Raw genomic sequence first — 25,462 nt, 5'->3', positions numbered from 1 at the left:
ACCTCAGGCGTGGGAGACTTGACTCATGCGAACCGGGGTTCAGCCGGGGTCCTTCGATCCTCCGACCCTGGCCCATCTAGCCATCGCTCATGCCGCGTTGCGCCACCATCGGCTCGACCGGGTCATTTGGACGGTGTCACGACACCCGCTCGGCAAGGACGACGGGCGGACCGACGTGGACGATCGCCTGACCGTGCTTCATTCAGCAATCGCCGACCATCGGTGGCTGGCCGCCGAGGCGACCGACGCCCGCCTGGTGGCCGACATCGCCGACGGCTACGACGTGGTCATCATGGGTGCCGACAAGTGGCACCAGCTCCATGACCCCACCTTCTATGGCGAACCAGGAACTGAGTCGGCGGCGGCGATGGATCGCGCCCTCGAACGCCTCCCGACCTGCGCGGTGGCCCCGCGGGACGGATTGACGGTCCCACCGGAGGTGACGCTTTCGGTCCCCCGCTGGGTGGCTCGCCAGTCATCTAGCGATGCGGTGGCCGGCGCCCCGTGGATGGCCCTGTCGGCCGCCCGACACTCCGGGCTGTGGTTGGAGATCCGGTAACCGGCGGTCCGGCAGCCGGAAATCACGCCTGGGTGACGGCGCCCTTCTCGGCCCCCTGGGCAAGTGCGGCGTACTTGGCCAGGAACCCCGACGTGTAGCGGGGTTCGAACGGCTTCAGGTTGGCCCGACGCTTCGCCAGCGTGGCGTCATCGACCATCAGGTCCATGGTGTGGGCCACCACGTCGATGACGATTCGATCACCCTCGGCCACGAGGGCGATTGGACCACCGTCAACGGCTTCCGGTGCAACGTGACCCACACAGAATCCGTGGGTGCCGCCGGAGAACCGGCCGTCCGTGATGAGCGCCGCGTCGCCGCCCCGTCCGGCACCCTTCATGGCCCCGGTGATGGCCAGCATCTCGCGCATTCCCGGACCACCCTTGGGACCCTCGTAGCGGATGACCACCACGTCACCGCCCTCGATGCGGTCGTCCAGAACGGCGGCCATGGCCGCATCCTCACCGTCGAACACCCGGGCCCGACCGTCGAAGCGGTCGAAGTCGAGTCCGGCCACCTTGACCACCGACCCCTTCGGAGCCAACGACCCGCGAAGGATGGCCAGGCCACCCAGTGCATTGATCGGATCGCCGAAAGCGTGGATCACGTCACCATCGGGGGCCGGGACGTCAAGCATGGCCAGGTTCTCGGCCACCGTCTTCCCGGTGACAGTGATCTCGTCGGCGTGAAGCAGGCCCTCGTCGTGAAGCATCTGCATGACCACCGGAACCCCACCGATCCGATCGATATCGACCATGTGGTACTTCCCGTGGGGCTTCGTATCTGCCAGGTGGGGAACCTTGGCGGCCACCCGGTTGAAGTCCTCGAGTTCGAGCTCGACACCGGCCTCGAAGGCGATGGCCATGAGGTGGAGTACGGCGTTCGTCGAGCCGCCGAGAGCCATCACCACGGCGATGGCGTTCTCAAAGGCAGCCCGGGTCATGATCTGGCGGGGTCGAATGCCCTCTCGCAGCAGGTTCATCACAGCGTGGCCGCTGGCGAACGCCACGTCGGCCCGACGCTTGTCAACCGCGGCGGCCGAGGCCGATCCGGGCAGCGACATGCCGATGGCCTCACCGACCGAGGCCATGGTGTTGGCAGTGAACATCCCCGCGCAGCTTCCAATGGTCGGACACGCCTCGCGCTCGATGGCCAGCAGTTCAGCATCGTCGATGCTCCCCACTGCGTGGGCCCCCACGGCCTCGAACACGCTCACGATGTCCAGCTTGGAACCGTCGGTGTGTTCGCCGGGCATGATCGAACCGCCGTACACGAACACCGACGGCAGGTTGATCCGGGCTGCTGCCATGAGCATCCCCGGGAGCGACTTGTCACAGCCGGCGAAGCTCACAAAGGCGTCGAGGCGCTCGGCGTGCATCACGGCCTCTACCGAGTCGGCGATGATCTCACGACTCACCAGGCTGGCCCGCATGCCCTCGTGGCCCATTGAGATGCCGTCGGACACGGCGATGGTGTTGAACTCCAGCGGGAAGCCCCCGGCTTCGGAGACCCCCTCCTTGCACCGTTTGGCCAGTGCGTCCAGCGGAATGTTGCAGGGAGTCACCTCGTTCCACGACGAGGCCACGCCTACTTGGGCCTTGGAGAAGTCGTCCTCGTTCATCCCGACCGCCCGGAGCATGGCCCGCGCGGGCGCCCGGTTCGGACCGTCAGTGACCTCATGGCTTCGGGGCTTCATCCCCCCGTGGGTGGCATCCGTCATGGGTATGCAGGCTAGGCGCCACCTGCCACGGTCGTAGTCTCCGCTGATGTTCTCCACACGACTCTCGGCCGACGGCCGGGAACTCCTCGCCCTGGCCGTTCCGGCCCTCGGGGCACTGATCGCCGAACCCCTTTACGTGCTGGCCGATACGGCCGTGGTGGGCCGTCTGGGAACCGCTCCTCTGGCCGGCCTCGGCGTGGCGTCCGGCGCCCTACTGTTCGGCTACGGACTGTGTGTCTTCCTCGCCTACGGGACCACGGCGGCGGTGGCCCGTCTGACCGGCGCCGGAGAAAGTCGGCGGGCAGCCGATCAGGCCATCCAGGGCCTGTGGCTGGCCCTGGTCCTCGGTGTGGTGCTGGCCATTGTGGGAACCCTGTCGACCGACGCCATCGTGTCCGGGCTGGGCGCCTCGGGCGACGTGGCCGAACAGGCCTCCATCTACCTGAGTACCAGCCTGCTGGGTGCCCCGGCGATGCTCCTGATGATGGCCGGGGTGGGCTACCTCCGTGGCCTCAAGGACACCGTGCGCCCCCTGCAGGTGGCCGTGGGTACCGCCCTACTCAACCTGGTCCTCGAGCTGGTCCTCATCTTCGGCCTGGATCGGGGCATCGGCGCCTCGGCAGCCGCCACCGTGGTCGCCCAGTGGGTGGGGGCCGCCTGCTACCTAACCTGGATCGGACGGGACGTCCGTAGACGCCACGCGTCGCTGGCACCCCGGTTGGGATCTATCGGCCGACTCCTCACCGTCAGTGCACAGTTGCTGGTGCGAAACCTCTCGCTCACCGGGACGTTCCTGATCGGCACCTCGGTGGCCACCCGGATCGGCCGGGTCGACGTGGCCGCCCACCAGGTGGCTTTCCAGGTGTGGATGGTCACCGCGCTGACGATGGACGCTGTGGCCATTGCCGCCCAGGCCATGGTCGGCGAACGCCTCGGCGCGGGGGACGTGGCCCGCGCCATCTCGATCGGACGCCGGGTGATTGCCTGGTCGGTGGGCATGGGCATAGTCCTCGGTGTTGTCCTGCTGGCCGTCCGGACACCGGTGGCGGGCATCTTCTCCGAGGATCCTGCTGTGGTGGCCTTAGCCGGATTCCTGCTGGTCCACGTGGCCTTCATGGCTCCGCTCGGAGGCGTGGCCTTCGCCCTGGACGGTGTCCTTATCGGAGCAGGAGACCAACGGTTCATGGCTCGGGCCATGGCGGGCTCGGCGGTCGCTGCCGCCACGGTCATGGTGCTCGGGCGACAGGCCGATCTGGGGATTGGTTGGCTCTGGGGGGCCATCTGGCTCTTCATGGCCGCCAGGTCGATCCTGCTGGGTCTCCGCTTCGTCGGCGACCGCTGGCAGGTGGTGGGCGCCGAGCGCTAGCCACTGATTGGGGGCCAGTTGGCGCCCGGGTACCTACCCGTTGGCCCGGCGGGACAGCAGTTCGTTGACGACCCGACCATCGGCCTGACCGTTGGTGGCCTTCATGATCTGGCCGACGAAAAAGCCTGACTTCTTCTTGCGTTCCTTGTCGTCGCCCGAGGTGAAGGCAGCCCAGTCTTCGTCGTACTCGGCTATCAAGCCGTCCACGATGGCCTCCAGGGCACTGTCGTCCATGGCTTCGAATCCCATGCCCGCAGCCACCTCGGCCGGCTCCCCGCCGTCGGCCACCAGAACCGCCAGGACGGTCTTGGCTTGGGTGGCCGTCAGGTCGCCGCCGACCTCCATGGCCACCAGCGAAACGAACGACGCCGCGGTCAACAACCCCGACCCGTCAGCCAGGTTGTTCTCGACGTGGACCAGCACCCTGCTCGGGTCGGCCCCAGCGGCAAGGGCCTCCACGGCCAGGTCGTCCATTCCCCGCTCGACGGTCAACGATGCAGTGGCCGTGTCCACGCCGGCCGCGTCAGCTAGGCGGTGGCGACGCTCCCGGGGCAGTAGGGGCAAAGCGGAACGCACCGATTCGATCCACTCGGCGGACGGGTCCAGGGGCACCAGATCAGGCTCCGGGAAGTACCGGTAGTCGTATGCCTCCTCCTTGGAGCGGAGTTTGTGGGTGCGACCCTCGTCTTCGTTCCAGTGGCGGGTCTGCTGCTCGACTCTGTCACCGGAGGTGATGAGGTCAACCTGACGGCGAGACTCGTAGACGATTGCCCGTCCCAGCGAGCGCAGCGAGTTGATGTTCTTCACCTCGCAGCGGGTTCCCAAATCGGGGTCGCCCATGGGTCGGACCGACACGTTGCAGTCCACCCGCATCGATCCCTCCTCCATCTTTCCGTCCGACGCGCCGATGGCCACCAGAATCGACCGCAGCTCGCTGACGTAGGCCCGTGCGTCTTCAGCTGACCGCAGGTCGGGAGCTCCCACGATCTCAATGAGTGGAACGCCAGCCCGGTTGTAGTCGACCAGCGAGTAACCGGCCTCGTGGATCCGACCGCCACCACCCACGTGCGTGCTCTTGCCAGTGTCCTCCTCTAGGTGTGCCCGCTCGATGCCCACCTGGCGGCCATCGGCCAACTCCAGCCAGCCCTCCTCGTTGATGGGCAGATCGAACTGGGAAATCTGGAAATCCTTCGGCATGTCCGGGTAGAAGTAGTTCTTTCGGGCAAACACCGAACGCTGCACACGACAGTGCAAAGCCAGGCCGACCCGAATGGCCAGTTCCACCGCCTGCTCGTTGAGCACGGGTAGCGAGCCCGGCAGGCCCAGCGACACCGGATCGATGTTGGTGTTGGGCTCGCCGCCGAACTGGTTTGGGGCATCGCAGAACAGTTTGGTGGCCGTTGCCAGTTCAGCGTGGACCTCCAGGCCGATCACCGTCTCCCACCCGGGGACGATCTCAGTGGCTGCGTCGTCGCTCATGCGGTCGCTCCACCGGTCGGCCCGGTCACGGCTCCACCCACGTCCGGGTGCCCCGGAGGGGCGGAGGCCTCAAGGACCGCTGCGGCCCGGAACATGGTCGGCTCGCCGGTTGCCGGTGCCAGCACCTGCACGCCTATCGGCATGCCGTCGTCGCCGACGCCGAAGGGCACCGACATCGAGGGATGTCCGGCCAGGTTCGACGGGATGGTGCACACGTCGTTGAGGTACATGGTCATGGGATCAGCCGTCTTCTCGCCGATCGGGAAGGCCGTGGTGGGCGCCGTCGGGCTGAGCAGCAGGTCGAACTCCTCGTAGGCCCGGGTGAAGTCGTCCGCGAGCAGCGTTCGGACCTTCTGCGACTTGCCGTAGTAGGCGTCGTAGTACCCGGCCGACAGGGCGTAGGTGCCAAGCATGATCCGACGCTTCACCTCGTCGCCGAATCCGGCGGTGCGGGTAGCGGCGTGCATGTCTCCTGAGGTGGCGGCGTCAACCCGGAGGCCGAACCGCACGCCGTCGTATCGGGCCAGGTTCGATGAAGCCTCGGCGGGTGCCACGACGTAGTACGCCGACAGGCCGTACACCGTCGACGGAACCGAGGTGGTGGCCACCGTGGCCCCGGCCGCCTCCAACGCGGCGGCCGCCTCGTGCAGGCGGGCCCGGACATCGGCGGCAATGCCCTCGAGACCGTCTCCCGAGAGTTCTTCGATGATGCCGATGCGCAGGCCCTCGACACCGCGGTCCAGCACCGAACGCAGGTCGGGTGCGGGTTCGTGGATGGACGTGGAATCGCGACGGTCGTGGCCGCCGATGACCTCCAGCACGAGCGCCGAGTCGGCCACCGTGCGGGAGAACGGGCCGATCTGGTCAAGGCTGGAGGCGAAGGCCACGAGCCCATAGCGGGACACCATCCCGTACGTTGGCTTGACACCGACCACGCCACACAGCGCTGCGGGCTGGCGGATCGACCCGCCGGTGTCGCTGCCGAGGGCCAGAGGTGTGAATCCGGCGGCCACCGCGGCGGCCGATCCACCAGACGACCCGCCGGGGACCTTCGTCAGATCCAACGGATTGTGGGTCGCCCCGAACGCCGAGTTCTCCGTTGAGCTCCCCATGGCGAACTCGTCGAGGTTGGTCTTGCCGACCACCACCGCACCGGCCGCAACGAGGCGTTCGACCACCGTGGCGTCGTAGGGCGGTCGCCATCCCTCGAGGATCCGCGACGAGCAGGTGGTGGGCACCCCGCGGGTGCACAAGTTGTCCTTCAACGCCACCGGGACGCCGGCCAATGGGCCCGGGTCCTCCCCGTTGGCCACAAGGGCATCAACGGCGTCGGCCGACGCGCGGGCCTCGTCGGCCAGCACCAGGTTGAAGGCGTGCACCTCGTCCTCCCGGGACTCGATGACCACCAAGTGCTCCTCGAGCACCGCTCTGGCCGACCGGGTGCCCGAGCGGACGTCGGCGGCCAGGTTCTGTGCCGTGGTCTCCATGGGTCTACTCACGGGGCCTCACCCAGCACCGGCGGGACGCGGAACTGCTCGTCCTCCACCGACGGCGCACAGGCCAGCACTTCGGACCGGTCGCTGGTCGCACCAACCACGTCGGGGCGCAGCACGTTTCGCAGCGGGAGCGGATGAATCATCGGCTCCACGTCGTCCAGGTCCAGAGCCTCGAGGTCGGCCGCGTGGTCCAGCACGTCGGCCAACTGGCCGGTAAAGGCCTCGAGTTCGTCATCGGTCAGCGACAGGTGGGCCAGGTTGGCCACGTGGGCCACGTCACTTCTGGAGATGCGTTCGGTCATAGGAGGAGCCTCGTCGGGGGCGATTGGACGGCGAGATGAAAGGCCGGAAGAACGATACGACTCAGGCGGGACTGACCACGAGTGTCACCGTGGTGCTCGGCATCTCGCGCCGGCCGGCCGACGGCGTCTGGGACACCACGACCTGCAACGCACGATCCACATCGTCTCCGTCGGGTAGCCCCTCGACGACCACGCTGCGGAAGCCCGAGGCGGCCAGGCGACTCTCGGCTGCAGCCAGTGACAGGCCCTCCATGGACGGCACGGCTCGGGGCTCGGCGCCGAGCGAGACCACCACGCGGACGTCGTCGTCGACCTCGACCCGGGTTCCTCCGACCGGTTCGACACGCGCCACCCGTCCGGCGGCCACCCACTCGTCGTACTCCTCGCCCATGGTGGGGGCCAGACGCAGAGCGATCAGTTCGGCCACCGCGTCGGCTGGCATCAGGCCCACCAAGCCCTCGGGCACCAACCGGGGCAACGGGCCACCGGACACCACCAGGTCGATCGCAGAACCCTGGGGCACCGTCTCGTCGATGGTGGTAACCGAGATGACCAGACCGGCCGCCATGGCTTCGTCCTTCTGGGTCGACACCGTGCCCAACGTCAGGCCGGCATCGTCGAGACGACGCCCCGCCTCCTCGAGGCTTACGCCGACCAGGTCGTCGGGCACCGGCATCCGAGCCGGCCCGAGCGAAACCACCAGTACCACTGTCTCGCCGGCCTCCAGTCGGGCACCGCTGGCCGGCTGCATGGACAACACCTGACCCTCGAGGGTGTCGTCCCGACGGTCGTAACGCTCCTCGACCAGCCAGCCCAGTTCGATGAGCAACGACCGTGCGCTGTCACCCGAGGTGTTCACCAGCGCCGGAACGGCACGGGTGGTCGTGCGCCCGGCCGACAACAGCACACTGCCGCCCACCACCGCACCGACTAGGAGGGTGGCGACCAGCAGGGCCCCCCGCCAGCGGCGGCGGCGAGGCCGGACCGGGGACGCCGCCCGGGCAGGTGTCTGTCCGTGGACCGGCGAATGGGCCTGGATAGGGGAATGGGCCTGGGTGGCCGGGCCGGGATCGGTGAACACCGACGGTGCGCCGTGTTCGGCCTCGCCGGGCATCGGGGCGGCGCCGACCTCGCCGGGACCCACGAGGGGCAGTGGCTCGGGTCGGGACATCCGCCCAGCCACGTCGAGTAGTAGACGGCCCAGTTCACGGGCCGACGGGCGGTTCTCCACATCAGCGGTCCCGGCACTAGCGACCACCGGCACCAGCGGTCCGAGGGCCTCGGGAATGGGGACGTTCTGCCCGACGCGGGCTACCAGCGTGTCGGCGATGGTGTCAGCCACGAAGGGGAGGTGGCCGGTCACCGCCTCGACCATGCAGAGGGCGAGGGCGTAGACGTCGGAACGACCGTCCAACGGATGGCCCTGGGCCTGCTCAGGCGAGGCGTACCGTGCCGTGCCGATCACGCCGCCTCCGCCGAACAACTCCCGGCTGGCCGAGCCGGTCAGGGCGTCGGCCAGACCGAAGTCAGCAATACGCAGGCGGGCGTCTTGTCCGAAGAGCAGGTTGGCCGGCTTGACATCCCGGTGGATGATGCCCTGGCGGTGCGCATGGTCCAGTGCCCGGCAGGCCTCGAGGGCCACCATCAGCATCTGCGACGGCGTGAGCGTGCGACCCGACGACAGGATGCTGCGGAGGCTGCCACCACCCAGGTACTCGGTCACCAGGTAGGCCTGCCCGTCGACCCCCCAGTCGTAGATGGCCACCACGTGGGGGTCGGCCAACGAGGCCACCAGACGGGCTTCGGCCCGGAACCGCTCGACGAACGCCTGGTCTCCGACCAGCGAGGAATGGAGCACCTTGACGGCCACCTGGCGACCCAGCGACAAGTCGTCGGCGAGGTACACGGTGCCCGAGCCGCCGGTGCCGATGACACCACCCAGGCGATATCGACCACCCAGCATCCGGCCTGGCGCGGGCATGGCGCCGGACGGGCCGGCGGGGGCCCCGTCGGTGAATCCGTCGGTCACCCCCGGAGGCTACCCGTCCGAACGCTATGGATAGCCTGCGCCCGTGACCCGACGCCGTGCCCTCGTCATCAGCGTGCTCATGGGCCTCGGCGTGGGCGTGCTGGTGCTGGCCGCTCTGCTACCCAGCGAAAACCTCGGCGACGTATCGGTGTCGACCAATCCGGCCGTGTCTGAACTCCTGCCCGCACGGGGGGACACCGTCCTGCCTCAGGCCAACGTGGGGGCCATCCTCGCTGCCGGCTGGGTGGGTGAGATCGTCCACATCGGTGGCACCGCCATCCCCTTCGACCAGCAGAGGGTCGAGAAGGCGTTGAACTCGGTGATCTTCCGACCCGACGCCGGCCTGGCCCTCGAGCGACTCCCCTCTCAGGAGGTATGCGCCACGGTGCGTTACTGGCCAGTCCGCAACACCGACCGCACCGCCACCATCGACTGGTGCTTCCGGGTCGACGGCTGACCCGGGGGCGGGCCCCAGCCAATCGTCCAACCAACCGCTGGATGGGCCAAGTGGTCAGTGGGTCAGCCGGGAAGTTGACCGGATGCCAGCAACAGGTTGAACGCCGCCTCATCAAGAACCGGGACACCGAGCTCCTCGGCCTTCACCAGCTTCGATCCGCCGCCCTCACCGGCAACCAAGGCGGTTGTCTTGACCGACACGCTGCCCGGCGACTTGCCACCCCGGGCGACAATGGCCGCCTTCGCCTCGTCCCGACTCTGACCGGCCAGTGTTCCGGTCACGACGATGGCCATACCGTCGAGTACCTGGGCAACCTCGTCGCCTGGGTCGGTGGTCGGCGCCTCGAGGTTCACGCCAGCGGACCGCAGTCGACCTAGCAGGTCGACGTTGCGGGGTTGTCGGAGCCATTCGTGCACGCTGGCCGCGATGATCGGGCCGAGCCCCTCGACGGCTTCGAGGTCCTCGACGGTGGCCGCCTGAAGCAGATCGAGATGTCCGAAGGCCGCCGCCAAAAGATCAGCCACCGTGGTCCCAACGTGGGGGATCCTGAGGCCGAAAAGCAGCCGTCCCAGCGGACGCTCCCGGGAGGTCTCGACGGCCCGCCTCAGGTTCTCGACCGAGGTCTCGCCGAAGCCGTCCCATCCGGCGATCCGGTCGTAGTCCAGGGCAAACACGCCGGCCACGTCGTTCAGCAGGCCCTCACCCACGAACAGGTCAACCCGCTGCTCACCGAAGCCCTCAATGTCCAAGGCACCCCGTGACACGAAGTGTTCGATGCGCCCCCTGACCTGTCGGGGGCAGGCGTGATTGCCACAGAACGTGGCCGCCTCGCCATCGGGCCGGACCAGCGGTTCGTCACATGCTGGACACGCCGTCGGAAAGGTCCACGGCGCCAGTCCGTCGGGTCGCTCCGACAGGACGGGCCGGAGTACCTCGGGGATGACGTCGCCCGCCTTTCGGACCACCACTACGTCGCCCGGACGGACGTCCTTGACGGCCACCTGGTCGGCGTTATGGAGGGTTGCCGCGGCGACAGTCGAACCACCCACGAACACCGGCTCCAGGCGGGCGAATGGCGTGGCCTGGCCTCCGGGACCTATGGATACCTCGATGTCCAGCAGGCGGGTGGTGCGCTCCTCAGGAGGCAGCTTGTAGGCAATGGCCCAGCGGGGCGCCCGAGCCGTGAACCCGAGAGACCGCTGCAACGCCAAGTCGTCCACCTTGACGACCACCCCGTCGATCTCGAAGTCCAGATCGTGACGAGCGGCCTCGACGGCTCCCACGTGGGACACCACGTCTTCGAAGTCGTCGAATGACGCCACGTGGCCGTCGACCGGCAGGCCCAGTCCGGCCAGCCATCGCAGCGTCTCTAGATGGGAGGCCGGCTCCGGACCGTCGACCACTTCACCTAGTTGGTACGCCCAGAACGAGAGGTCGCGGGTCGCTGTGACGGCGGAGTCCTTCTGGCGGAGCGACCCGGCAGCTGTGTTTCGCGGGTTGACGTAGGTCTTGTCTCCTGCCTCCTCCTGCGCCGCGTTCAGAGCGGCGAACGCAGAGAGACCCAGGTAGACCTCGCCGCGGACCTCAACCACCGTCGGGGCCCCGTCGGCCAGCCTTTCGGGGACGTCGGCAATGGTGCGGACGTTGGCCGTGACGTCCTCGCCCACTCGTCCGTCGCCACGGGTCGCCGCCTGAACCAGCACACCGTCCTCGTAGCGGATGGACACAGCCAGGCCGTCGAACTTCAGCTCGCAAACCCACGTCACCGCCGGGGGGTCGTTCGCATTCTCAACGGCCTCCTCGGCCGTCCCAATTGCGGACCCATCGGCCGCCAGTCGCTTGACGACTCTTTCGGACCATGCCCGTAACTCGTCGATGTCGAAGGCGTTGTCCAGCGACCGCATGGGGACCCGGTGAGCCACCGCGTCAAACGTGGACCGGCCCGCTGCACCTACCCGTGCGGTCGGCGAATCGGCGGTCACCAGGTCGGGGCGCTCGGCCTCCAACGCTCGGAGCTCGACCACCAGGGCGTCGAAGTCGGCGTCGGGGATCTCGGGAGCGTCGGCCTCGTGGTACCGCTCGTCATGGTGGGCGATGAGGGTCCGAAGTTCATTGATCCGTTGGCTGTGCCCGTCCACGAAACGATCCTACCGAGGGCCCGCAACAGGCCCCGGAGCGGGCTCTAGCGTGGGGTGGTGGCTCGACGCTTATTTCCTTCACTGGTTTCCTCCGTGGCCTCGTCGCGGACGAACGACCACCCGGGACGCCGCGCCGAGCGACTTGGCGTCTCGGGTCTGCGAGCCATCTGGGTGCTCCTTCCGATCCTGATCGGTCCCGCCGTCGCCGATGCCCTCCATGGAATGGACCCGGGACCGCGTTCGGCTACCTCAGCGGCGCTCTGGGTCTGCTGGGCGTTCTGTCTGACGGCCACCCTCGTGCCGCTGCCGGTGACCCTGACCGTGCTGCGCGTCGGTGGTCCGGGCGTCGCCGCTCTCGCCGTATGGAGCGCCAGCGTTACCGATGACCTCGTGAACATCGGCTTCGCACTTCTTGCCGGGATCCTCGTTGTTTTGGCCTCATTCGACGCTCCGGTAGCCGACCGGTTCGTGGACGGTGCTTCGTACGGCGACGAGCGCCGCTTCCTGTTGCGGGCGCCCGGCCCGGTCGTTCTAGTCCTCGGCCCCCTGGCCACCGCTGTGACCGTCGCTGGCGCGGCCGTTGGCCCGATCCTCCTTCTGCACTCCCGGTGGGTGCCCGGAGCCGTGGTCACCGCCGTCGGTCTCCCGCTGACCATTCTCTCCCTCCGGTCGCTGCACCGGCTGGCCCGCCGTTGGATCGTGCTGGTACCCGCCGGATTCGTCCTCCACGACCACCTGGCCCTTGCCGAGCCCACTCTTCTCGAGAGGGCCGGACTGGATCAGCTCGGCGCCGCAGCGGCCCACACCGGTGCCAGCGACTTCACCCAGCAGGCCCGGGGCCTGGCCCTCGAGATCCGTTGCCGTCGGCCCCATGACGTCCTGCCCGTCAAGTCCCGTGGCGGGGCTGCAACGCCTGCCATGGAGGTACAAGCCATCGAGGCTTTCCTGTGTTCCCCGGTCCGTCCCGACGTGGTCCTTGCCGAAGCGGCCCGACGTCGCCTGCCAGTGGGCTGAAACAGGTCAGGCGGCCGTCGCTCCGCCGACCACCTCGTCGCCCTCGTAGAACACCACGCTCTGGCCTGGCGCCACCCGACGGTGAGGTCGGACCCATCGCAGTTGCCATCGGTCCGGAGACCTCTCCAGACTGGCGTGCACCGTCACCGGTTCGGCCGTCCCGTGGGCACTCGTCTGTGCTGCCAGTCCGTCCGTATCCACGTGATCGCCGGTCCAGACCAGACTCTCAACCGGGGTCTCGTCGACCAGTAGATCGGCGGCTGACCCCACGGTCACGGTGGCTGTCGGAAGGTCCACGGCCACCGCGTAACGGGGTGCACCACCACCAGCCAGAGCCATCCCCCGACGTTGGCCAATGGTCACCAACTCCATCGCGTTAACCGCACCGACCTCGGCGCCGGATCCGTCCACCACCCGGCCGGGCGTCAGCGGGATACGTCGGCCCAAGAAGTCCTCCCGACCGTGGGCCCGCGTGATGAAGCACACGTCCTGACTGTCGGGCTTGTCGGCCGTCCGGAGTCCTATGGCCGCCGCACGACGCCGGACCTCGTCCTTACTCAGGTCGCCTATGGGCAGCAGCAGTCCGGCCAACTGTGGCTGGTCGAGCATGTGCAGCACGTAGGACTGGTCCTTGGCCGAGTCGACGGCCCGGGCAATGCGGCGGGTGCCGTCGCGCCGTTGGACGATCCGGGCGTGGTGCCCGGTAGCTATCCGATCGAAGCCCAGAGCGGAGGCCCGGTGCCGGAGTCGGTTGAACTTGAGGTGTCGGTTGCACTCCACGCATGGGTTCGGAGTGCGACCCTCCGCGTGGGCGGCCACGTAGGGCGCCACCACGTCACGCTCGAAGTCATCGCCCAGATTGAACACGTGGTGTTCGATCCCCAGGGCGTCTGCCACCCGACGGGCATCGTCGACGTCGGACACCGCGCAGCACCCCGAGTCGGACTCGCCCCCCCACAGTCGAAGGGTCACCCCCACCACCTCATGGCCGGCGTCGCGAAGTAGAGCCGCTGCCACCGACGAGTCGACGCCCCCAGACATGGCCACCATCACCGGCCCGATCGGGCCGCCGTCCTGCGTTCCCAACGGGTGAGACACGGCGTGGCTCTGGTCGGTCATCTGGACTGCAACGAACGGGTGTGGGCCCGAAGTCGCTCTACGGCCGCCGGGACGACGGCGAGGGCATGGTCTACGTCAGCGCCGGTACTGGCCCACCCCAAGGACAGTCGTAGCGATCCCGCTGCCGTCACCCGGTCGATGCCCATGGCGGCCAGGACCGGTGAGGGTTCCTGAGCCCCGCTGGCACACGACGACGCGGCGCTGGCCGCGATTCCGTCCCTTTCCAGCAGGAACAACAACTCTTCGCTCTCGATGCCATCGAAACACAGATGGGCCACCCCCGGGGTCCGGGGCGTTCCGTCGGGCACCGTCCGGCGGGCTCCGCTGACGGCCTCCACCAGCCCGTCTTCCAGCCGGTTCCGGAGGGCTCCGACCCGCTGGCAAACGGCGTCACGCTCGACGACCATCAGACGGGCTGCTTCGCCAAGGCCCACGATGGCCGGCACGTTCTGGGTTCCGCTGCGCCGTTCTCGTTCCTGTCCACCACCCCGTAGGACGGGCGCCAACGGCACCCCAGCCCGCACCACCAGTGCGCCGGCGCCCTTGGGGCCGCCGAACTTGTGGCCAGTGATGCTGACCAACCCGGCTCGATGGACCGTCGCGGGCAGGTCCAGCCATGCAGTGGCCTGCACGGCGTCGGTGTGCACAACGGTGTCGGGCGCATGCTCGGCCACCACCGCGGCCACCGCGTCGATGTCGGTCACCGCTCCAGTCTCGTTGTTGGCCACCATGGCCGACACCAGGGCGATCCCCATCTCCGGGGCATCGGCCGCCGGAGAGGCGTCGACCGAGGCCAGCACCTCGGACAGCGCCTCGAGGTCGATACAGCCACCGGCGTCGGTCGGCACCACCAGCCCGCCGGCGTCACGTACCGGCTCCAGAACCGCCGGATGTTCGGCCGCGCTACACACCGGCAGACCACCGGTGGCCCGGACCACGCCGTCCACAGCGAGGTTGTCGGCCTCGGTCCCCCCAGAGGTGAAGACCACCTCACCCGGTAGGCACCCGACTAGGACGGCCACATGGTCGCGAGCGTCGTCGACCGCCCGCCGGGCCTCCCGGGCCGCGGCATGGGAACCCGACGGGTTGCCGGGGTGGTCAGTCAGCCACGGCAACATGGCGGCCACCACCTCGGGCCGGGCCGGCGTGCTTGCCGCATGATCCAGGTAGACCCGTTTCTGGGGAATCTCGTTCGTCAGCTCCACTCCCACGACGTCAAGGCTACGGCCGACCCGGTCCACGGGTCCCTATTGGAGTTTGCCGATCCCTCCCCCAGACTCTGGATTATGGACGGGTACGACAGCGAGACCTACGGCGAGACCATCGCCGAGGTCTACGACGAGTGGTACGGCGTCGACGGCGGGATCGCCATCACCCAGATCGGATCTCCCAGCGAGGTAGCCGATCGGGTCAACACCCTCGCCGGGCCGGCAGGCACCGTGCTGGAGCTGGGCGTCGGCACGGGCCGACTCGCTCTCCCGCTGGCCGACCGGGGCCTGACCGTCACCGGGCTGGATGCCTCACCGTCGATGCTGGACCGCCTCCGAGCCAAGCCGGGAGCTGACCGACTCACTCTGGTCGCCGGCGACATGGCCGATCCGACCATCGCTGGCACAGGATTCGACGTGGTACTTGTGGGTTTCAACACGTTCTTCAACCTGACCACCGAGGCGACCCAACAGGCGTGCATGCACGGCGTGGCCGAGACGTTGGCCCCCGAAGGCCGGTTCGTGCTTGAGGCGTTCGTGCCAGCCCCCGACACCCACGACGGCGTATCGGTCCGCGACGTATCCATCGACCGGGTGATGCTGGACGTGGTGGCCACGAACAGGGCTGCCCAGACCATCACCGGGCAGCGGATCGTGATGACGGCGGCCGGAAACCGGTTCTTTCCTTACCTGTTGCGCTACGCCACCCCGGACCAACTCGACGCCATGGCGGACGTCGCCGGGCTGGAGCGGGTCGACCGAACCGAGGACTGGCGGGGCACCCCATTTTCCGACGACTCGTCGCAACACGTGAGCACGTGGCGTCGAGCTGACACCACGTAACACCGGTAGCCAAGCCGGTACCCGGTCGAAGTGGAAGAGGTTCGGAGTTAACCGGGACGCCCGGTCATGACCGGTAGGTCCAACCGTGGCCGGGCACTGCGCTTGAGTTCGGAGAACGTGTCGAACCTGCACAGGGTGACCGTGGCGTCGTACAGCGCCAGGCACTCCTCGTCAGAGTCAGGCACCGACGAGATGACCGGCCCGAAGATCGACGGACCGTCGGGAGGCCCGAAGGTGATGATCGGCGTCCCCACCTGATCACCCGTGCGACCCACCGCTTCGGCGGTCTCGGCCCGCAGTTCGGCGTCCCACGAGGGGTCGGTCGCCGCGTCGCCGTAGGTCGGATCGAAACCCGCCCGGTCCAACACATTGGCGATGTGGTCCGGTGTGGCCACATCGGCACGGAAGTCGGCGCCCTCGTCCATCACCCGGTGCCAGATCGTCTCGCCGAACGCCCGGTAGAGCCGATCCATCGCGGCGGTCCCCTCGGCGGCACGCACCGAGGCCGCCACCCGCAGCATGCGGCGCCCCCGGTCGTGTGACTCCCGATAGCCCTCGGGGAACTCGGCGTCGTAGTCACGCTCCTCGTTGAGGATCGACAGGTTGATGAACCGCCACTCCACGGTCAGGCCCCGAAGGTCAGCTACCCGTCGTAGCCAGCGTGACGTCTGCCAGGCGAACGGACACACCGGGTCCCAGAAGAACTCCAGATCTGGTGGTCCAACGGCCGACTGGTTCAATGATTGTTCGTCCATCACGCGATCGTCCCCCGAAGACGGACTCAACGCAGCACCGGGTCCCACCAACGTCCCGCCGCCCACACCGAACCGGCGGCGAACGCGATCGCCACCACCCAGGGCAGCGCGGCGACCAGCACCCGGGGCATGCCACGACGCTCGACGGTGTCGACCATCCACGCCACCAACGCACCACCTACCAATCCACCCAGATGGCCACCGATGCTGATGCCGGGTCGGCCGAATGTGAACACCACGTTGACCAGGAGCAGGCCTCCCAGCCCCGTCCCCCAGGGGTTGATTCCCCGCCGGAGCTGGTGGATGACTGCCGCGGCCATGAGGCCGAACACGGCACCCGATGCGCCTACCGTGAGGGCCTGAGGGTCGCGCAGCATCACCCCGAACGAGCCGGCTAGCAACGACGCCAGGTACAGGCCGGCATAACGACCCGGACCGTGTGCGGCCTCCAGCTGGCGACCCAACATCCACAGCAGGAACATGTTGACCAGGAGGTGGAGCAGGCCGGCGTGCAGGAAGCCACCGGTGAGCAGGCGACTCCACTCCCCCTCGGCCACGCCGATGAGGAACGGCCCCGACCGGCCGATGCCCAGCAGACCGTGGTCCACGGTGACCATCCCGCCGCCGGAGGCGAACCGGTCGTAGACGCCGCCACCTCCCGAGCCGCCCAGAAAGACGGTGCCCAGGAACGCCGCGACGTTTAGGGCAACCAGCGCCAGGGTGGCCGGTGGCCCCTCCACCGGACCGACCCGCACATGTGCGACTCGCCGCCCCGCAGGGCGCGCCCCCACCGGACGGATCGGGCTGGACCTTTCGCGCCGTCGCGTCCGTCCGCCTGCACAGTCCGGACAGTGGAAGCCCACCGATGCCGTGTGCATGCACAGCGCACAGATCCGGCGGTTGCACCGCTGACAGCGCACTCCGGCCCGATTCTCCGGATGCCGGTGACAGGCCTCGAACTCGCCTCCCGGCAATGATTCCGACATCAGGTTCAGCGCCGGACAATGACCGGAATGCAACCCGGGTCGGTCACCCACGCGAACAACATCAGTAGCGGACTGTCACGGGTCACCGTGGCGTGCCGAACCCCCGATTCGTGGTGGATCACCCCACCGGGCTCCTCGACTCGCCAGACGTCGCCCTTCTGCCAGTCCGACGTGCCCGCGGCCACCCAGAAGATTTCCTCGGACTTGTGGACGTGCGACGGATAGTCGCAATCCGGACCCTGCAACACCAGCCCGACAAACACCTCATCGCTCAGGTACGGCGCAGCCACCGCCCCCCCGGAGATGACGTCGGTGGCGCTCCCGATGATCGGGGCGTACGAGTAGTTGGCCCGCATGGCATCCATGTCGGGCTCACCGGCGTACTCGGGGTATGGCTTGGCCCAACCCACCTCGTGTACGACTGAGCCGATGAGTTCCCCCGCTGTTCCGACCGCCGCGGCCAGAGCACCACCCAGGTGTCGATCGACGACCTCCTGGCTTGGCTGGGGTCCCCGACCTACCGTCGGCATCACCCGAAGAAGCGCATCAGTCAGGAGCGCCATGGGTCGGGTCAGATCCGGGTCACGGGCCCCCTCGGAGGTGGCGAACGCGGACAAGGCTTCGATGAACGGGGCGACCATGGCGCGGCAACGTACACCCGGCAGACCTCCGGCGACGGACATCGAACGCGGTGATCTCAGAAACCGGCGAAGCCTCAGGAACCCGTGAAGTCTGCCTTCCCAGGTCCGTGCTCGAAGAACGACTCGACGCCCACCCGCGCATCATTGGTCTCGAAGACCTCCAGGAACAGTTCCAGTTCGAGATCGACCCCGTCGGCCAGCGTCATGTCCGCGCCCTCATCGATGGCCCGCTTGGAGGCCCGGATAGCCACCCGGGGTCCCGCCGCATAACCGGCGGCCAGGGCACATGCCCGATCCAGGATCTCATCGTCACCCACCACCTCGTCGGCCAGACCGAGAGCGAGCGCCTCGGCGGCCTTCACCGCGGCACCGCCCCAGATGAGGCGTTTGGCTGTTGCCCGCCCCACGAGGCGGGTCAGGCGCTGGGTTGCACCTCCGCCGGGGATGATCCCCAGCAGAACCTCAGGCTGACCGAAAGCCGAACCCTCACCGAGGATTCGTAGGTCACAGCACCAGGCCAGCTCCGCTCCACCACCAAGGGCCAAGCCGTTTACCGCGGCGATGGTCGGACACGGAATGCGTTCCACCGCACCGAAGGCGTCACGGAAGGCGTCGGCCTGACCAGGCCGCAGGGCGGGATCGGCGAAGACAGCCAGTTCCGCACCGGCCGCGAACATCCGACCAGCACCGGTGATGACCACGGCGCCCGGTGGATCGTCGATGCACGTGCGAGCGAACTCCTCGAGCTCACGTAGCAGCGCTGTATCGAGCGCGTTGACCTTGGGGCGGTCAAGGGTGGCCACCACCACACCGTCGTCGCGGTGTTCAACGCGGAGCAGTACCTCGGTCCGGGGTTCGTTCGTCGCCACTACAGACTGACCGGCGTGCCCTCGTCAGGATCCGGGGCGCCGATGGGTCCGTCGCCAGCCAGGGTGGCACCCACGTTCTGTACCGACGTCACGCCGTCCACCCGGTCCTTCAGTATCCGTTCGATGCCCGCCTTGAGCGTCTGATCCGACGCCGGGCAGGTCACGCACGCCCCCACCAACTCGACGGACACCTCGCCGGTGGCCTCGTCGACCTCGTGGAGCACGATGTCTCCCTCGTCGGCCTGGATGGCTGGACGGATCACCTCGATGACCTTCTCCACCCGGGCCCGCAGTCCGTCGATGCCCGTATCGGGGGCCACGTCGATCGACATGGTCCCAGTCTCGCAGGACCGGCCCTCGGTGCCACCCCGGGTGCCAGAAGATGTCCCCGTAGGATCGGCCGATGCCTTCGCTGCCATTGCTGACCGCCCATCAGGGAGGCTGGGACGAGATCGCGCTGGTCGCCGGACCGCTGGTGCTGGTCGCCGGCATTCTCTGGCTGGCCGACCGTCGGGCCCGTCGCATGGGTGGGCCCACTGAACCCGACGCGGACTAACCGCGACTGATCCGGCCACTCAAGCTCCGCCAACCCCCGGTACGAGGGCCACGTCGGCCCCTAGTCGGGCCAAATTGCCCACCAAGTCCTGATAACCGCGGGCCACATGGTGTGCGTCGGCCACCAGTGTCTCGCCCTCAGCGGCCAGGCCGGCCACCACGAGCGCCGCTCCGGCCCGGATGTCGGGTGCCCGCACCGGTGCGCCAGACAAAGCCTCGACGCCCCGCACCACCGCGTGGTGGCCTTCCACTCGGATATCGGCGCCCATCCGCACCAGTTCGGGGATGTATCGGAACCGGCCGGCGAACACGTTCTCGGTGAGGATGCCCACCCCGTCGGCCACTGAGAGCAACGCCACCAGCAGTGGCTTGTAGTCGGTCGCCACGCCCGGGTAGGGCAGCGTCGCCACGTCCACCGAAGTCAGCCGGGCGGGACGTTCGGGGGCGGTGACCCACAGGCGGTCGCCTCCGTCGTCGACCCGTAGGCCCATGGCACCCAGTTTGTCGAGCAGCATCTCCATGTGGTCGGCCCGTGCGCCCTCAATGGCAATGGACCCTCCTGCCAGTCCCACGGCAGCCAGGTAGGTAGCCGCCTCGATCCGGTCAGGCACCACGGTGTGCTCCACCGGGTGGAGGCGCTCCACACCCTCGATGGTGATGGTCGATCCACCGGCACCGGACACGTCTGCACCCATTCCCACTAGGAAGGCTGCCAGGTCCTCGATCTCAGGCTCCCGGGCTGCATTGTCGATGACCGTCGTACCCTTGGCCGTCACGGCAGCCATGAGCAGGTTCTCGGTCGCCCCGACGCTCGGGTACTCCAACAGGATCCGCGTTCCGAGGAGTCGCTCGGCCCGACCCTCGATCACCCCGTGGCTGGTGGTGAACGTGGCGCCCAGTTCCTCCAGCGCCCGGAGGTGCATGTCGATGGGACGATGGCCGAAATCATCGCCACCGGGCACCGACACCCGGGCCTCACCGAAGCGGGCCAGCAGCGGGCCCAGCACCACGATCGATGCCCGCATCTTTTCCACTAGGTCGTACGGCGCCTCGGGCACCATCACGTCGGGCACTTCGATGGTCACCACATCGGGCTCGTCGGCACCTCGGGTGACACGGGCGCCCATGCGTTCCAGGAGTTCGGCCATGAGGATCACATCGGCGATCCGGGGGACGTTTCGCAGGGTGTGGCGACCCGGGGCCAGCACGACAGCCGCCATCAACTTCAACGCCGAGTTCTTGGCGCCGGCCACCCGGACAGATCCCTGCAGCGGGCCTGATCGGCGGACGCGGATCACGTCCGCAGTGGCGTCACCGTCGCTTCCCACTCCCTCAGTATGGCCCCCATCGGTAGGGTGGATGCTTCGGGCGACCGGAGGGCAGCCATCAGCACCAGCACGCCCCGCGCTTGTGGGCCAGTCGGCCGGATCGCCAGGACGGTGGTGGTCCACGAGTTGGACGACGAGGGCCTCGTCGAACTCCGTACCGCCCGCGACGACCTGATCCGCGAACGCGTCACCGGCACCGACCACTTCGTCATCGATCACGGGCCCTTCACACACTGGGACCGTCGACTCGTGGTCGACAGTACGACCAACGGGCGGCACCGGGTCGTCGAGACCATTGAGTACCGGGCGGCCGTCGGACCCTGGCGACCACTGTTCTCCTGGCCCCTCCGTCGCGCCGTGGCCCGCCGCCGGACCCCCTGGTGGGCGCCGCCGGACCGTCTCGACACCCGGTCCGCCACGGTGCTCTCGCTGCTGGCGTGCATCCAGGTAGTCGACGGCTATCTGGGCACGGTCATCACCCAGACCATCACCTTCGCCAGCGACGAGTTCGGACGAAGCGACACCGCCCAGGGAATCGCTCTGGCCGTGGTCCGTCTGGGAATCGTGGTAGCCCTCGCCGTAGTGTTCCTCGCCGACCGGAAGGGTCGCCGGTCCGTCCTAGTAGTCACTGCGGTGGCCGCGGTCCTGGCCACTGGACTGGGTGCGGCCTCGACTGACCTCTGGTTTCTGGGTGGCAGCCAACTGATAGCCCGGGGGCTCACCACGGGCATGGGCATCCTCATCGGGGTGTTCGCCGCCGAGGAACTTCCCCGAGGATCCCGGGCCTACGGGGTCAGCGTGCTGGTGCTCTGTGCCGCGCTGGGCGCCGGCATGGCCGTCTGGGTCCTTCCGGTGGCCGACCTCGACCCGAGGGCGTGGCGGGCCGTATACCTCGTCCCACTGCTGGCCATCCCGGCGCTGCTGGCCGTCGGTCGCCGCCTCCCCGAGTCGCTCCGGTTCACCGCCAACTCCGTCGACCGCCGGTCCCGCGACGGCCGGGTACCTGATTCATCAGATGGAGGCCGACGACGGACTGAAGGGCGACGCCTGGTGCTGCTAGCCGTGGCATCGTTCCTGCTGTTGGTGTTCGCCGCTCCAGCCAGCCAGTTCCAGAACGACTTCCTCAAGGACCACAGGGGATACTCGGCAGTCGGCATCACCCTGTTCACGCTGCTCACGAGCACACCGGCCGGCATCGGAATCTTCGTGGCCGGTCGACTGGCCGATACTCGTGGTCGACGGCCAGTAGGCGCCATCGGCCTCCTCGGCGGCACCGCCTTCATGGTGGTGGCCTACCACTCGACCGGTGCCGCCCTGTGGGCCAGCAGCGTGGTGGGAACAGTGATCGGATCGTTGACCGTCGCCCTGGGCGTCTACGGGCCGGAACTGTTCTCAACCCGTAATCGGGCCCGGGCCAACGGTCTGGTCGTGACTCTCGGGGTGGCCGGCAGCGCTGCCGGCCTGATCATCGTCGGGATGCTCAGCGACCGGTTCGGGTCCTACGGGCCGGCGTTCCTCGTGGTGGCCGTCGGTCCCGTCCTCGCTGCCGCACTGGTGTTGGGCTGGTTCCCGGAGACGGCCCGGGTCGAACTCGAGTCCCTCAACCCAGGCGATGCACCACCGGAGGAAATCAACCGCCAGTGAGAGGCGCCACGAAGTAGACGTCGGTGTCCGGGGAAATAGCGAGGTACTCCGGCTCGGCGTGAATCACCCCGTCCACCCCGGCCGAGGAGGCCTTGGTGAGGATGTTGCCGAGGCCCGGATAGCGACGCTCGAGTTCAGCGATCACCGCACCGACCGTGGCCCCTTCAACCTCGATGACAGCCTCGCCGCCGGTGAAGCGACGATGGTCCGACATCAGATGGGCTCGGGGCATCCCGACACCCTCAGCGGTCGTCGAGGGCCGCCAGAAGCTTGGGCGGAGACATGGGAAGCGAGGTCATCCGCACCGACGTGGCGCGGCTGATGGCGTTGGCGATGGTGGCCATCGGTGGGACGATGCCCGTCTCGCCCACACCACGAACCCCGTAGGGATGAGCGGGGTTCGGAACCTCGACGATGATCGTCCCGATCATCGGCAGATCAGACGCCACCGGAACCCGGTAGTCGAGGAAGCTGGCGTTCTGCATGGAGCCCTCGTCGTCGTAGATGTACTCCTCGTTCAACGCCCAGCCGATTCCCTGGACCGTTCCGCCCTGCATCTGACCCTCGACGTAACTCGGGTGGATCGCCGTCCCCGCGTCCTGGGCTGCGGTGTATCCGAGGATGGTGACCTGTCCGGTCTCCTCGTCGACAGCGAGGTCACAGCAATGCACTGCGAAGGACGGGCCGGCGCCACCGGCGTTGAGTGATGCAGTCACCGTGAGGGGACCACCGGTGCTCTTGGCCTTGGCGGTGATGGCGGCCAGCGACAATGGATCTTTGCCGTCGGCCACGGCCTCGCCGTCAAGCCAGTCGACCGCGTCAGCGTCGACACCAAGGATGGTGGCCGCCCGGGCCTTGAGCTCGTCAATGAGTTCGCGACAGGCGTTGACGACGGCCATGCCGGTAGCGAAGGTCGCCCGACTGCCCTCGGTCACGTCGGTGAAACCAACGGATTCGGTGTCGGCCACCACAGGGGTGATGCAGTGGACATCTATGCCCAACTCCTCGGCGGCCATCAGCGCCATCGATGCACGGCTCCCACCGATGTCGGGACTGCCGGTGATCACCGTGGCCGTGCCGTCTTCGTTGAGGTTGACCGTGGCGCTGGACTGCTCACCGATGTTGAACCAGAAGCCCGCGCCGACGCCTCGGGCCGCGCCCTCCGGTACCGGCGAACGGTAGTGGTCGCTTTCGCGGATGGCCTCGAGGCACTCCACGAAACCGATCCGGGGATGGGGCATGCCCATGGCCGTGGGGTCACCTTCGACCACGGCGTTCTTGAGCCGCAGTTCGATTGGGTCCATGTCCATCTGCTGGGCGATCTCGTCGATGACCGACTCGATGGCGAACGCCGCCTGGGGCGCCGACGGTGCCCGGTAGGCAGCTGACTTGGGTGTGTTGGTGAGCGAGGCGGTGGCCTCAAGCTTCAGATTGGGGAACTTGTAGGAAGCCACCGACATGGCGCCGACAACGCCGGCCATGTCGCTGGTGCACCCCACGGCGTAGCCCAACCAGCCCTCGATGGCCGTGAGCTCACCGTCGTTGGTGGCCGCGATCCGGACTCTGGCCTTGGATGCCGGTGCCGGACCGGTGGCCCTCAGCACCTCCTCGCGGCTCATCACGATCTTCACCGGGCGGCCCGACTTCTCGGACAGTCGGGCGGCGACCGGCTCGAGGTAGATCGTGGTCTTTCCACCGAACCCACCGCCGATCTCGGCCGGGGTCACCTTGACGCGGGCTGTGTCCCAACCGAGCACCGCGGCGGTCTGGGACCGGACACGGAAGTGGCCTTGGGACGACACCCAGATGTCCGCCTTGCCGTCCCGCCCGACGTCGACCACGCAGGCGTGGGGCTCGATGTAGCCCTGATGGACCCACGCTGTCTCGAACTCGCGCTCGACAATCAGGTCGGCGGCCTCGAAGGCCGCGTCGACATCGCCACGCTCGAGGGAGTTGACCGTGGCCATGTTGGACGGCCCATCACTCTCGACGAACATGGTCACGTTGTGCTCATTGACCAACGGCGCGCCCTCGGCCATGGACTCGTCGAGGCTCAGCACCAACGGCAGCAACTCGTATTCGACCTCGATGGCCGCCACGGCTGCCGCCGCTTCGGCCTTGGTGGTCGCGGCCACCGCGGCCAGCGCGTGGCCGACGTACCGCACCACGCCACGGGCCATGATGTTCTCCGCCACGTCACGTTCGGGGTTGGATGCGTCCAGCTCTGGAAAGTCGGCGCTGGTCATCACGGCCTTCACGCCGGGCATCGCCTCGGCCGCCGTGGTGTCGATGGAAAGGATGCGGGCATGGCCGTGAGGCGATCGCAGGATCGCCGCATGCAGCTGTCCCGGGAGGTTCAGGTCGGCCGCAAAGCGGGCCTTCCCCACCACCTTGTCGTATCCGTCGGGTCTGATGGGTCGGGTGCCGACCCACTTGTAGCTCGGACGATCCTCTGTGACGGTCATCGAGTTGCTCCCCTCAGCTGCACCGCAGCCTCCTGGACGGATCGGACGATTTTGTCGTAGCCCGTGCACCGGCAGAGGTTTCCGGCCAGTGCGTAGCGGATCTCTGTCTCGGTGGGATCCGGGTTCTCGTCGAGCAGGGCTTTGGCCGACACGAGGAATCCGGGTGTACAGATCCCGCATTGCAGGGCCGCGCCCTCCAGGAAGGTCTGCTGGAGCGGGTGGAGCTGGTCACCCTGCGCTATGCCCTCGACGGTCACGATGTCGGACCCCTCGGCTTCGGGGGCGAACATCAGACAGGAGCAGTTGACCCGACCGTCAACGAGGATCGAACATGCCCCGCAGTCGCCGGTGCCACAGCCCTCCTTGGCTCCGGTGAGGCCGAGCTCGTCGCGCAGGGCGTCAAGCAGTGACGTGTCATCGCTAGCTAGGAAGTCGACCTCGTCGCCGTTGACCGTGCAGGTCACGTGAGTTCTTGACCTCTTCATGGAAGAC

24 protein-coding genes are annotated in these 25,462 nt (G+C 68.0%); 7 read left to right on the top strand and 17 right to left on the bottom strand.

Annotated elements, in window-relative coordinates; genetic code table 11:
- The first annotated feature begins 25 nt into the window (after positions 1 to 25).
- Positions 26 to 559, top strand: coding sequence for a hypothetical protein (locus QF777_00590; protein MDP6910046.1), 534 nt, complete (start codon positions 26 to 28; stop codon positions 557 to 559).
- A gap of 22 nt (positions 560 to 581) precedes the next feature.
- Here QF777_00590 and ilvD read toward each other — a convergent pair whose 3' ends face one another.
- Complete coding sequence (gene ilvD / locus QF777_00585) at positions 582 to 2,276, bottom strand: dihydroxy-acid dehydratase (GenBank protein ID MDP6910045.1); 1,695 nt, start codon at positions 2,274 to 2,276, stop codon at positions 582 to 584.
- 46 nt (positions 2,277 to 2,322) lie between these two features.
- On the opposite strand from ilvD, the gene QF777_00580 reads away from it, so the two are divergent.
- Positions 2,323 to 3,642, top strand: coding sequence for an MATE family efflux transporter (locus QF777_00580; protein ID MDP6910044.1), 1,320 nt, complete (start codon positions 2,323 to 2,325; stop codon positions 3,640 to 3,642).
- 33 nt (positions 3,643 to 3,675) lie between these two features.
- On the opposite strand, the gene gatB is transcribed toward QF777_00580, so the two are convergent.
- The 4 genes from gatB to QF777_00560 form a co-directional block, all read right to left on the bottom strand.
- Positions 3,676 to 5,121, bottom strand: a complete 1,446-nt coding sequence (gene gatB / locus QF777_00575) for an Asp-tRNA(Asn)/Glu-tRNA(Gln) amidotransferase subunit GatB (GenBank protein MDP6910043.1) — start codon at positions 5,119 to 5,121, stop codon at positions 3,676 to 3,678.
- The gene (gatA, locus tag QF777_00570) at positions 5,118 to 6,620 is read right to left on the bottom strand and encodes an Asp-tRNA(Asn)/Glu-tRNA(Gln) amidotransferase subunit GatA (GenBank protein MDP6910042.1); all 1,503 of its coding nucleotides are present in this window, start codon (positions 6,618 to 6,620) and stop codon (positions 5,118 to 5,120) included. Before gatA ends, gatB begins: the two co-directional genes overlap by 4 nt.
- Positions 6,617 to 6,919: an Asp-tRNA(Asn)/Glu-tRNA(Gln) amidotransferase subunit GatC gene (gene gatC, locus QF777_00565; protein ID MDP6910041.1), complete on the bottom strand. Its 303-nt coding sequence runs from the start codon at positions 6,917 to 6,919 to the stop codon at positions 6,617 to 6,619. The genes gatA and gatC overlap by 4 nt, the downstream gene beginning before the upstream one ends.
- 61 nt (positions 6,920 to 6,980) lie before the next feature.
- The gene (locus tag QF777_00560; GenBank protein MDP6910040.1) at positions 6,981 to 8,948 is read right to left on the bottom strand and encodes a PASTA domain-containing protein; all 1,968 of its coding nucleotides are present in this window, start codon (positions 8,946 to 8,948) and stop codon (positions 6,981 to 6,983) included.
- A 43-nt stretch (positions 8,949 to 8,991) separates the two neighbouring features.
- Here QF777_00560 and QF777_00555 point away from each other — a divergent pair, with 43 nt between their 5' ends.
- Positions 8,992 to 9,405 carry a hypothetical protein gene (locus tag QF777_00555; GenBank protein ID MDP6910039.1) on the top strand — a complete coding sequence of 138 codons (414 nt, stop codon included), beginning with the start codon at positions 8,992 to 8,994 and terminating at the stop codon, positions 9,403 to 9,405.
- Between the two features lie 62 nt (positions 9,406 to 9,467).
- Here the strand turns inward: QF777_00555 and ligA are convergent, their stop codons facing one another.
- Positions 9,468 to 11,543 carry an NAD-dependent DNA ligase LigA gene (gene ligA / locus QF777_00550; protein MDP6910038.1) on the bottom strand — a complete coding sequence of 692 codons (2,076 nt, stop codon included), beginning with the start codon at positions 11,541 to 11,543 and terminating at the stop codon, positions 9,468 to 9,470.
- Positions 11,544 to 11,600: 57 nt separating this feature from the next.
- On the opposite strand from ligA, the gene QF777_00545 reads away from it, so the two are divergent.
- Positions 11,601 to 12,557: a hypothetical protein gene (locus QF777_00545; GenBank protein MDP6910037.1), complete on the top strand. Its 957-nt coding sequence runs from the start codon at positions 11,601 to 11,603 to the stop codon at positions 12,555 to 12,557.
- 6 nt (positions 12,558 to 12,563) lie between these two features.
- Here QF777_00545 and mnmA read toward each other — a convergent pair whose 3' ends face one another.
- Positions 12,564 to 13,676 (bottom strand): tRNA 2-thiouridine(34) synthase MnmA, encoded by a 1,113-nt coding sequence (gene mnmA / locus QF777_00540; GenBank protein ID MDP6910036.1) that lies wholly within the window; start codon positions 13,674 to 13,676, stop codon positions 12,564 to 12,566.
- Complete coding sequence (locus QF777_00535; GenBank protein MDP6910035.1) at positions 13,673 to 14,887, bottom strand: cysteine desulfurase family protein; 1,215 nt, start codon at positions 14,885 to 14,887, stop codon at positions 13,673 to 13,675. The genes mnmA and QF777_00535 overlap by 4 nt, the downstream gene beginning before the upstream one ends.
- Positions 14,888 to 14,962: 75 nt before the next feature.
- Here QF777_00535 and QF777_00530 point away from each other — a divergent pair, with 75 nt between their 5' ends.
- Positions 14,963 to 15,727: a class I SAM-dependent methyltransferase gene (locus QF777_00530; GenBank protein ID MDP6910034.1), complete on the top strand. Its 765-nt coding sequence runs from the start codon at positions 14,963 to 14,965 to the stop codon at positions 15,725 to 15,727.
- 47 nt (positions 15,728 to 15,774) lie between these two features.
- On the opposite strand, the gene QF777_00525 is transcribed toward QF777_00530, so the two are convergent.
- From QF777_00525 to QF777_00505, 5 genes are all read right to left on the bottom strand, one after another.
- Positions 15,775 to 16,482: a DsbA family protein gene (locus QF777_00525; protein ID MDP6910033.1), complete on the bottom strand. Its 708-nt coding sequence runs from the start codon at positions 16,480 to 16,482 to the stop codon at positions 15,775 to 15,777.
- Positions 16,483 to 16,508: 26 nt separating this feature from the next.
- Entirely contained in the window at positions 16,509 to 17,222 is a 714-nt protein-coding gene (locus QF777_00520) for a rhomboid family intramembrane serine protease (protein ID MDP6910032.1), read from the bottom strand.
- Between the two features lie 251 nt (positions 17,223 to 17,473).
- Positions 17,474 to 18,109 carry a dimethylsulfonioproprionate lyase family protein gene (locus QF777_00515; GenBank protein MDP6910031.1) on the bottom strand — a complete coding sequence of 212 codons (636 nt, stop codon included), beginning with the start codon at positions 18,107 to 18,109 and terminating at the stop codon, positions 17,474 to 17,476.
- A gap of 74 nt (positions 18,110 to 18,183) precedes the next feature.
- The gene (locus QF777_00510; protein ID MDP6910030.1) at positions 18,184 to 18,978 is read right to left on the bottom strand and encodes an enoyl-CoA hydratase-related protein; all 795 of its coding nucleotides are present in this window, start codon (positions 18,976 to 18,978) and stop codon (positions 18,184 to 18,186) included.
- Positions 18,978 to 19,310, bottom strand: coding sequence for a NifU family protein (locus QF777_00505; GenBank protein MDP6910029.1), 333 nt, complete (start codon positions 19,308 to 19,310; stop codon positions 18,978 to 18,980). Before QF777_00505 ends, QF777_00510 begins: the two co-directional genes overlap by 1 nt.
- A gap of 71 nt (positions 19,311 to 19,381) precedes the next feature.
- Between QF777_00505 and QF777_00500 the strand changes: the two genes are divergently transcribed.
- Positions 19,382 to 19,534, top strand: coding sequence for a hypothetical protein (locus tag QF777_00500; GenBank protein MDP6910028.1), 153 nt, complete (start codon positions 19,382 to 19,384; stop codon positions 19,532 to 19,534).
- 19 nt (positions 19,535 to 19,553) lie between these two features.
- On the opposite strand, the gene murA is transcribed toward QF777_00500, so the two are convergent.
- Positions 19,554 to 20,861 (bottom strand): UDP-N-acetylglucosamine 1-carboxyvinyltransferase, encoded by a 1,308-nt coding sequence (gene murA, locus QF777_00495; protein MDP6910027.1) that lies wholly within the window; start codon positions 20,859 to 20,861, stop codon positions 19,554 to 19,556.
- A 9-nt stretch (positions 20,862 to 20,870) separates the two neighbouring features.
- Here murA and QF777_00490 point away from each other — a divergent pair, with 9 nt between their 5' ends.
- The gene (locus QF777_00490; protein ID MDP6910026.1) at positions 20,871 to 22,505 is read left to right on the top strand and encodes an MFS transporter; all 1,635 of its coding nucleotides are present in this window, start codon (positions 20,871 to 20,873) and stop codon (positions 22,503 to 22,505) included.
- Here the strand turns inward: QF777_00490 and QF777_00485 are convergent.
- The 3 genes from QF777_00485 to QF777_00475 are packed head-to-tail and all read right to left on the bottom strand — an operon-like array spanning position 22,492 to position 25,455.
- The gene (locus QF777_00485; GenBank protein ID MDP6910025.1) at positions 22,492 to 22,737 is read right to left on the bottom strand and encodes a hypothetical protein; all 246 of its coding nucleotides are present in this window, start codon (positions 22,735 to 22,737) and stop codon (positions 22,492 to 22,494) included. The genes QF777_00490 and QF777_00485 overlap by 14 nt on opposite strands.
- 10 nt (positions 22,738 to 22,747) lie before the next feature.
- The gene (locus QF777_00480) at positions 22,748 to 24,970 is read right to left on the bottom strand and encodes a xanthine dehydrogenase family protein molybdopterin-binding subunit (protein ID MDP6910024.1); all 2,223 of its coding nucleotides are present in this window, start codon (positions 24,968 to 24,970) and stop codon (positions 22,748 to 22,750) included.
- The gene (locus tag QF777_00475) at positions 24,967 to 25,455 is read right to left on the bottom strand and encodes a (2Fe-2S)-binding protein (protein MDP6910023.1); all 489 of its coding nucleotides are present in this window, start codon (positions 25,453 to 25,455) and stop codon (positions 24,967 to 24,969) included. Before QF777_00475 ends, QF777_00480 begins: the two co-directional genes overlap by 4 nt.
- Positions 25,456 to 25,462 lie beyond the last annotated feature (7 nt).

The sequence above is a fragment of the Acidimicrobiales bacterium genome, from assembly GCA_030747595.1.
Taxonomy (GTDB): Bacteria; Actinomycetota; Acidimicrobiia; order Acidimicrobiales; family MedAcidi-G1; genus UBA9410.
Note: the sequence above shows the minus strand (reverse complement) of the source record. Positions and strands in the feature narration are given on the sequence as shown.